The organism is Caballeronia sp. dw_19 (genome assembly GCF_018449515.1).
GTDB lineage: Bacteria > Pseudomonadota > Gammaproteobacteria > Burkholderiales > Burkholderiaceae > Caballeronia.
The window spans coordinates 1-6,627 of sequence record NZ_JAAVUQ010000084.1; the positions used below are offsets into that span (position 1 = coordinate 1).

The window sequence follows — 6,627 nt, forward strand, 5'->3', positions numbered from 1 at the left end:
AGTCCGAAAACCGAAATTAACCGGTCCATATTCCAAACTATGAGAAATCCCCCGCTGAAAATTCTGATCACGCTCATGGCTCAGTAAAGTCGGCCTGTATTTCCGCAGCCTGTTAGGTGGCATCACCCAGGCCGATGCGGCGCAGCCGTTTCTGGGCATGACGACTGATCTCGAAGCCGATGTCATGCGCGAGGTCATGGGACAGATGCAAACGCCACCCCATGCCGACAACGAGAGCGGCATGGGCGTGTTCGTACTGGATATCGGAGAAGCCCTGGCGGATTGCCTGCTACGCATGGTCAAGCTCCTCGACCAACCGCAAGCGCTCTCCGTGCTCTTTCCGTCGATGATGCGGGAGATCTGTTTCTGGCTATTGAGTGGTCCGCGTGCCGGAGAAATTTGCAAACTTGCGATGTCGGGCCGCCACACCCAGCGGATCGCACGCGCCATCCGCCTGCTTCGTGAGAACTATCGGCAGGTCGTTCGGATCGAACAACTGGCGGATGCCGCACGGATGAGTACATCGTCGTTCCACCAGCATTTCAGGGCACTGACGTCGATGACCCCATTGCAATTCCAGAAGCAGTTACGCTTGCTGGAGGGCCGCCGGTTGATGATTGCCGATTCGGTCAATGTCTCCGAAGCGGCCTATCAGTTAGGTTATGAAAGCGCTTCGCAGTTCAGCCGTGACTATTCATGGACGTTCGGCATACCGCCCAAGCGCAACTCCATGGAGATGAGGGAATTGCCGTTCGATGTTTGAGTAATGCACGGCAAGCAACCCGCTTGCTGTGCTCTTAGCACCCCGTCCCCTAGTCGGACATGGCCGCAAGCACGCGGACATACGCTGAGCGCTGCAGCTTCGAGAAACGAACGAGGACTCGCCTCGCCTTGGATTCTGTTCCGGGGACCTCCTCACCTTCGTGCTGTTAACTGATCGAAGGGCCACTGCGGCAGGGCTGGTTCTTCGGCTACAGCTATAACGCAGCGAAGTTGCCGAACTTTCATGTCGCTTGCTCGCCATTCGGATTCGTTCTGCACTTAGAACGAAGATGCGGCCTACGGCGTGAGGACGATGCGGCCATTGAGCGAACGGCTTTCCATCCGTTCGTGCGCAGTAGCAGCCTTTTCGAACGGAAGCACGTCGATCGCTGTCTTGCCCAGTCCCGAAACAACCATCTTCAACGCGGCTTCAAGCGCGGGACGGATCACATCTGGATGCGTGGGTAGGTAGGCGCCTGCATTGAACCCGGACACGGTCGAGCTGCCGAGCCAGAGGTCGTTGGTCTTTACTTGGTGTTCCCAATCACCGCTGGCATTCCCAACGACGATGAGCCGACTACCTGGCTTCATCAACGCGAAGCTGTGGCTGCGGACTGCGCCACCGACAGGGTCGATGACGATGTCGAACTTCTCGTCGCCGAGAATTCCTGGCAATTCGTTGGAATCGACGATCCGGTCATATGGCAGCTTCGTGTTCGCCGCGGCATCCAGCTTGCTCGTGCGTACTGTGCCCACCACACGAGATGCACCGAGCTGCTTGGCAATCCCCGGAAACGCAGCGGAAAAGCCGCCGAGCGCGCCATGAATGAGGACGCTCTCGCCTTTGGACAGATGCGCAACCTGGGTCAGGGCGACATGCGCCATCGCCGCGTTGGGTATGACCGCGACAGCGAGCGCCAGATCGATGCCGGTGCCTTCGATTGACACGACGCCGCGCACCGGGGCGATGTACACGGAGGCATAGCCGCCGGTGCCGGCACCGGCCGACATCGAGACGACCTGTTCGCCGATCGTGAACCCGGTCACGCCCTCGCCAAGGGCACGCACCGTACCTGCCACTTCAAGACCCGGAATGAAGGGTGGCCGAGCCATTCCCGGCACGTCCTTGAAGAGCCCCTGACGGAAGAAGACATCGACAAGCCCGACCGCAGCATGGGTGACGTCGATGGCGATTTCACCCGGGCCGGGTGTCGGATCAGGCAACTCCGTAACGACGAGGACCGTTGGATCTCCGAACTGGGTGGCTTGAACGGCCTTCATAGGACTTTCCTTTGTGAAACAATTTGTGGGAACGTGCGTCAGCTTTTAACGCACATAGCGATGTGTTAAGTGGAAGATACCACGGCTCCCCATGTAACGCACATTCAGATGCGTTAACATCAAAGTATGAGAGAGAGAGCCCGTTCAATCGAAGACAAGCAGCAGCGTTCCGAGGATTTGCTCGACGCAGCCGAGTTCCTTGCTCTGGAGCTGGGAGGCGTGCGCTTCGTGACGGTCGCGGCGGTTACCGACCATGCGGGCTTGCACCGAACGGGCGTGCGCCGCTATTACGCAAACAAGGAGGAGCTGTTCCTCGAACTGGCGGAGCGTGGCTGGTGCCAGTGGCGCGATGCGATCAGAGCCGGGCTTGGTGATCAGACGGGCTTGGAGCCGAAGGATGTTGCAGAAGTCGTTGCCGATACCATCACCTCTCTCCCGGTCTTCTGCGACCTCTTAACCCATGTGACGCTGAGTCTGGAGGGTAGCGTGGACATGGAGCGCGCTCGCCGCTACAAGACTAACGCGTTCGCCGCCCATGACGACATCGTGGCCGCGCTGGTTCAGGTCAGCAGCATGACCACCGAACAGATCCAGAATTTGCTGGCGACGACGATCATGCTGGCTGCCGGCTTCTGGCAGGTATCACATCCGACGCCGACGCTCGCCCGGCTATACGAACAAGTACCGGAATGGGGGCACGTTGCACTCGACTTCGGCCCTCGTCTCCGTCATCTGCTTCAAGCCACCGCTGTGGGGCTTGCGGGAACGGCAGTCCCGCGCTCGGGGAACGCTTCAGAAAAGTGAGGGAAGCGGAAATAATTCAGTTGGCGCCTCCTCTGCTGCAAGGGAAAGCCCCGCAGCGTTTAACGCTGCGGGCCACGTTGCCTTCCGACCTCCCATGACACACCGCCGCCGCGCACCGTCGCGGCGAGTTGCTGCCCCAGTCGCTGTTCAATCACTGGCTTCCATGGCACTAAGCTGAATCCCATGCCGTCATCGAGCATGGCGTAGCGCCCGCTGGCGAGCATGACGCTGCGCCGGTAGATGCCGGCCACGCGCTGCCCATCGGCCACGGGCCGATGCTCCAGGCCGGTTTCGGCGGCAATGTCCTTCGCGGCCTTCGCCAGCTCGCGCCCACGCAGCGTCGCCATCAGGTTCCGCGCCAGGACGATACGCTGCCCGCGGTGCTCGGCCAAGCCTTGTTCGGCCAGAAAGTCGGCGCGTTCCCGCAGCGCACCCTTGACCTCGGCGCCAAACCCCAGGTCGCCCAGCCCCTTGCCACCGCCGTTCAACTGCTGGTCAAGCCAGGTGGTGGCACCGATCAAGCGGGCCTGTCGTTCGATCGGCAGGTGCGATTTCAGCTCCACTGCAACGCCACCGCCGAGGCGCTGCGCGTCGTACTGGCGGCCACGCTCGGCCAAGTCGTCCGGGATGCGCCAGACGCCTTCGGCCTCGCGCTCTACGATGCAGGCACGACGCAGGGCTTCGAGTCGGCGCACGTGCGCGGCTACCACTTCGCGCGGGGCGCGGTCGGGTGCGGCCTGGCCTTGGGCGACGGCCAGATGATGATCGGTGCGGTAGATGCCATCGGCCGCCAGCGCGGCGATATTGCGGTCGGCCGCGCGCACGTCGGCCGCGCCTTTCAACTCCACCACGGCACCAGTCGGGTACTGCTCCAGTTCTGACCGAGGCGGCAGCGCGAGGTAGTGCGCCTTGCCGTCCGTGCCATCGACGATCAGATAGCCCTTGTCGTACAGCTCGTCGGCCAGCCCCTTGCCGACGACGCGCCCGATAACGGCGCGACCGTCTTCGCCGGGCTGGAACACCGCCAGTTCGCGCTGCTTACCGCTCGTGGCACGTTGCATGGTGCGGATGATGTCGCCGCGCTCGCCCATCGCCCGCAGGGTCGGCTCGGCATCGGCATGGACAGCCCACGCGCCGGGCTGCGGCTCGGTCGCCAGCCCCATGCGCTGCAAGTGTTGCAGGCAACCGATCAGCATTTGCCGCTGACGTTGCAACCGGGGTTCGGCAAAGCGTTCGATGCGCACTAAGCCATCGTCGCCGGCCTCGCGCTGCAAGGCGCGATCCAGCCCCGTCCATCACTCCTGTTCGACTTCGCGCAACATGGCGCGCTGCATCTCCAGCTCGGTGCGTGGCCCGAGCCATTCGGTCGCCAGCTCGGATGCCCGGCGGCGCATCCCCTCGGCGATGTAGTCGCGGGAAATGATGAGGTCTTTGCCCGTGTCGTCCTTGCCGCGCAGGACGACGTGCGTATGCGGGTTATCAGTGTTCCAGTGATCGACCGCGACCCACTCCAGCCGCGTACCCACGTCGGCCTCCATGCGCGCCATCAGGTGCCGGGTGTAGGTACGCAGGTCGTCGAGCTGTTCGGCATCCTCCGGCGAGACGATGAACCGGAACTGGTGGCGGTCGTCGGCGCCCCGTTCCTTGAACGCTTCGAGGTCGGCATCGTCGGTCGTCGGCCCGTAGGCGTGGCCTGGCCCGCCTTGGCGATCGACGCCTTCGCGCTCGATGTAGCGCAGGTGCGCAGCGGCCGAGCGCGGCCCGGCCTGTGCCAGATTGACCAGACGGGCCTTGACCGTCACGCGCCGGGCGTTCGCCCCAAGTCCCCGACCTGCAAAGCGGGCCGCAACGTGGCCGCACCCCAGCCGGGAACCAGGGCGCTGGCCAACCTTGCGGGCTGTCTTGCCGAGCTTGGCACCGGCTTTGCCGGTCTGGCGCAATACCTTGTTGATGAAGGCATCGCCGCGCTGTTTCGGCACACCAGGCCGGACGCGGAAACGGTCGTCGTCGCGGCTGCTCATGCTGCGGCTCCATCCAAGAGAGTCGCAGTCCAGCAGGTGAAGCACGCGACTTCGCCAATGCCGACGCGGCATTGCGCACCTTCGCGGCACGCTGCCACTCCCTAGATACTATGGAAGGGGCCAGCGAAAGTAAGCTCCCTGGAGTAAAACGAGGATTCTGACACTCGTTTTTCGAAAGGAGCACGCAAATGGACGCGCTTAACACGGCCCTTCGAGGGCAAGATACAACGATCGTCGGCCGGCTGTATGTCGCCTTCGAATTAGGTGATAAGAGCTGGAAGCTGTCACTGGGTGATGGGGTGCGCGCGCCGAGCCGGTGTACGGTGGCGGCCGGCGACGCGACAGCGGTCCTGATGGCGATCGCCAAGGCCAAGGCGCGCTGCCACCTCGCAGCCGATGCCCCGGTTCGCAGCTGCTACGAGGCCGGACGGGACGGTTTCTGGTTGCACCGCTGGCTGAGCGATCAAGGCATCGTCAACCTGGTGGTGGATCCGGCCAGTATCGAAGTGAACCGGCGGGCACGCCGCGCGAAGACGGATCGGCTCGACAGCGACAAGCTGCTGTCAATGCTGATGCGCTACTACGGAGGTGAGCGGCGGGTGTGGGCGATCGCACGCATCCCGACCCCCGAGCAGGAAGATGAGCGGCGCGTGCATCGGGAACTCGGGCGTCTGCGGCAAGAGCGCACCGCCCACAGCAACCGGATCCGTTCGCTGCTGGTGTTGCACAACTTGCGGGTCGAGCGCATCGGTGGGCGCACGTGGGCGCCGTGGTGGGCTCAGCAGGCCGGGCAACTGTTGCCGGGTTTGCGGGCCGAGATTGAGCGCGAGTTCGAGCGGCTCTCGCTTGTCGCCAGGCAGATCAGGATGCTTGAAGCGCAGCAGGAGCGTCAGGTGCGCAGCGGTGCGCAACCCGCGATCGCGGTGCTGTCGAGGCTTGCGGGTATCGGCACCGGAAGTGCGTGGACCCTGGTCAAGGAACTGTTCGGCTGGCGGCAGTTTCACAACCGCCGGGAAGTCGCCGGCTGCCTAGGCCTGGCGCCCACGCCTTATTCGAGCGGCACCAGTGAGGTCGAGCAGGGTATCAGCAAGGCCGGCAACAAACCGGCGCGATGGCTGATGGTCGAACTCGCATGGAGCTGGTTGCGCTTCCAGCCGAGCAGCCAGTTGAGCCAGTGGTTCAATGAGCGCTTCGCGGGAGGCGGCAAGCGCATGCGACGTATCGGCATAGTGGCGCTTGCGCGCCGTCTGTCGATCGCCTTGTGGCGCTATCTGGAGCATGGTGAGATTCCGCTCGGGGCAACACTCAAGCCACCCGGCAGTGATGCAGTTGCGGTTTGAGCGGCGAATTTCGATCCACGACAGGACTTGAAGGTCAGCGCGCCCGGGCACTACACGGGTTACCCCACGGGTAGCCGTAGTTCTAGATGGGGCGCGTCGGTAACGGAGTGGTTCCAGCGCTGTGCGCATGCGGTATGAGGTGACCGGCCTGGCGCCGGCACGGATAGAAGTTAGTCCGGGGGCGGTTGCCCGGACATCAAACACTCCGACCCAACTCGTGTTGAAGTTTGGCTTTATAAGAAGGACTCCGAATATGAATCAGGCACCCTAGCCTGTGCAAGTTGTCCACCGCCGGCCAGCGTCGTGGTCGTGACAGGCGACCCGCTGGTCGGCCGTGGACAACTTGCAGTACCCTCAAAGGAGGTAACTGACCCACGGCAAACAGATCACCAAGGGCTTGACTTTCAATGCCCCATAGA

At 63.0% G+C, this 6,627-nt stretch carries 4 protein-coding genes and 1 pseudogene; 3 read left to right on the top strand and 2 right to left on the bottom strand.

All coding sequences use genetic code 11. The features are described 5' to 3' along the window. The first annotated feature begins 121 nt into the window (after window positions 1-121). Window positions 122-763, top strand: a complete 642-nt coding sequence (locus HB376_RS40330; protein WP_346730680.1) for an AraC family transcriptional regulator — start codon at window positions 122-124, stop codon at window positions 761-763. Window positions 764-1,059: 296 nt separating this feature from the next. Here the strand turns inward: HB376_RS40330 and HB376_RS40335 are convergent, their stop codons facing one another. Continuing rightward, window positions 1,060-2,043: a zinc-binding dehydrogenase gene (locus HB376_RS40335; protein ID WP_213769271.1), complete on the bottom strand. Its 984-nt coding sequence runs from the start codon at window positions 2,041-2,043 to the stop codon at window positions 1,060-1,062. Between the two features lie 126 nt (window positions 2,044-2,169). Here HB376_RS40335 and HB376_RS40340 point away from each other — a divergent pair, with 126 nt between their 5' ends. Further along, window positions 2,170-2,847, top strand: a complete 678-nt coding sequence (locus HB376_RS40340; protein ID WP_213769272.1) for a TetR family transcriptional regulator — start codon at window positions 2,170-2,172, stop codon at window positions 2,845-2,847. A gap of 59 nt (window positions 2,848-2,906) precedes the next feature. Here HB376_RS40340 and HB376_RS40345 read toward each other — a convergent pair. After that, a pseudogene (locus HB376_RS40345) lies at window positions 2,907-4,868 on the bottom strand (relaxase/mobilization nuclease and DUF3363 domain-containing protein). A 188-nt stretch (window positions 4,869-5,056) separates the two neighbouring features. On the opposite strand from HB376_RS40345, the gene HB376_RS40350 reads away from it, so the two are divergent. Then, the gene (locus HB376_RS40350) at window positions 5,057-6,208 is read left to right on the top strand and encodes an IS110 family transposase (protein ID WP_213769273.1); all 1,152 of its coding nucleotides are present in this window, start codon (window positions 5,057-5,059) and stop codon (window positions 6,206-6,208) included. Window positions 6,209-6,627: the final 419 nt, after the last annotated feature.